Origin of the sequence: Aeromonas sp. HMWF014 (assembly GCF_963878295.1) — a bacterium.
Classification (GTDB): Bacteria; Pseudomonadota; Gammaproteobacteria; order Enterobacterales; family Aeromonadaceae; genus Aeromonas; species Aeromonas popoffii.
The window spans coordinates 1-1,670 of the sequence record NZ_CAWNYS010000272.1 but is presented as its reverse complement, the minus strand read 5'-3'; the positions used below and the strand labels follow the sequence as shown (position 1 = coordinate 1,670).

The 1,670-nt window shown below is 60.2% G+C and carries 1 protein-coding gene and 1 pseudogene; both read right to left on the bottom strand.

Features of this window, described 5'->3' with window-relative positions:
• Window positions 1-96: 96 nt before the first annotated feature.
• Window positions 97-564 (bottom strand): energy transducer TonB, encoded by a 468-nt coding sequence (locus tag AAC083_RS11200; RefSeq protein WP_108536631.1) that lies wholly within the window; start codon window positions 562-564, stop codon window positions 97-99.
• Window positions 565-719: 155 nt separating this feature from the next.
• Window positions 720-1,642 (bottom strand): annotated as a pseudogene (lpxL, locus tag AAC083_RS11195) (LpxL/LpxP family Kdo(2)-lipid IV(A) lauroyl/palmitoleoyl acyltransferase).
• Window positions 1,643-1,670 lie beyond the last annotated feature (28 nt).

Below are 1,670 nucleotides of genomic sequence, written 5' to 3'. Positions count from 1 at the left end.
ACACATCAGAAGGATCGGTCAATGGATCCTTAACTGATCGGCATTAAGCGTTAGCTCACCTTTTTCATGTGGGATGTACCGCCATGGGGGCTGTGCTCAGACCTGGGTGTAGACTTTCCCCGTGCTGCGAACCATGTCCTCACCCGGGCAGCGCTGCGCCAGTCCGCGGGTGTCACAGGGCTGGCCGTTATGCTCGATACAGAATTCGAACCGGGTTTGGGATTTGACGGGGAGATGGCCCGGATTGGCGGCGGTTGCCTGCCATTGCCACTGTTGCAGCGTCTCCATGGCGGCCTCGCTGAATGCGTCCTCACTGGGTGTCAGCATGCGGATCTGCTCGGCCCGGCCTGCTGCATTGATCACGTACTCGAGCGAGGTACACCCCATTTTTTCGGCCAGTATGGCTTCCTTGGGGTAGCGGGATTCGTTCCTGCCGAGAGGGCTCCAGTGGGCATTCACATCCGTGATATCGCTCAGGGGGAGAGGGGTGAGGTGCGGGCTCTGGGTCTGGTGACTGCAACCTGTCAATGCGCACAGGGCGCTCACTAAAAGAGTGGCTTTCATGTTCGCTTCCCTTCGTTCGTTTTATTGTTCCTGGCGGGGCCTGACCCGCGGCTCGGCACTGTCACTCATTAAATATGCAGCCACGAATGAAAACTCTTTCCGGACTGCAGGTCATCACAAATCGCCTCGCGGCGGTTTTTTCATCCCTTTCTGACTCAGTAGTAGCCAGCGTCATCCGGATTGGGCCGGGTCTTGAAACGGCGATGGAGCCACATGTACTGCTCCGGCGCCTTGCGCACGGCGGCTTCAATCTCGCGGTTGGCGCGGGCGGCATCTGCCATCTCGTCACCGCATGGGTAGTCGGCGAGCGGCGCCCCGATATGCAGGGTGTAACCCTCGCTGGTGCGGATGTTGTAGCAGGGCAGGGTGACGGTGTTTTTCACCCGCGCCAACGTAGCGGTACCTGTGATGGTCGCCGCCTGCTCTACCGCGAAGTAGGGCACGAACACGCTGGCGTGGGAGCCGTAGTCGTGATCCGGCGCGTACCAGAGGGCGTCGCCGTTGCGCAGCGCCTTGATCATCCCCTTCACGTCCATCCGGTCCACCAGATATTTGTTGGAGGCGCAGCGGCCGTGGTACTGGGCATACTCCAGCACCGGATTGGTGTTGGGGCGATAGACCCCCACGCCGGGGCGTACCAGACCGAAACAGCGGGCGTTGAGCTCCAGCGTCAAAAAATGGCAGGAGAGCAGCAGCATGCCCTGACCCTTTTCCATGGCGGCGATGACGTGCTCTTCCCCTTCCACCTTCATCAGGTTGCGCATCCGCCAGTCTGGCCAGAACCAAGCGATGCCCACCTCGAAGATGGCGCAGCCGACGCTCTCGAAGTTTGCTTTGAGCAGTTTTTCCCGTTCATCTCGGGTCAGTTCCGGCATCGCCAGTTCCAGATTGCGACGGGCAATTTTCACCCGTGACTTCAGTATCTTGGCGGCGAGGCGGCCGAGCTGGCGGCCCAGCCACATCTGGCTGTGCCACGGCAGCAAGGCCAGCAGCCAGAGCAGGGAAAGGCCGAACCAGCTTGCCCAGTAACGGGGATGAAACAGGCGGGCTCGAGGCGAGGAGCGTTGTCATGGGCCATGGATAATCTCTTGTTCGCAAACACAATC

Bases quoted from the DNA above. Each gene is read 5' to 3' on its own strand.
- AAC083_RS11200 (WP_108536631.1), bottom strand. From the start codon at position 564: ATGAAAGCCACTCTTTTAGTGAGCGCCCTGTGCGCATTGACAGGTTGC.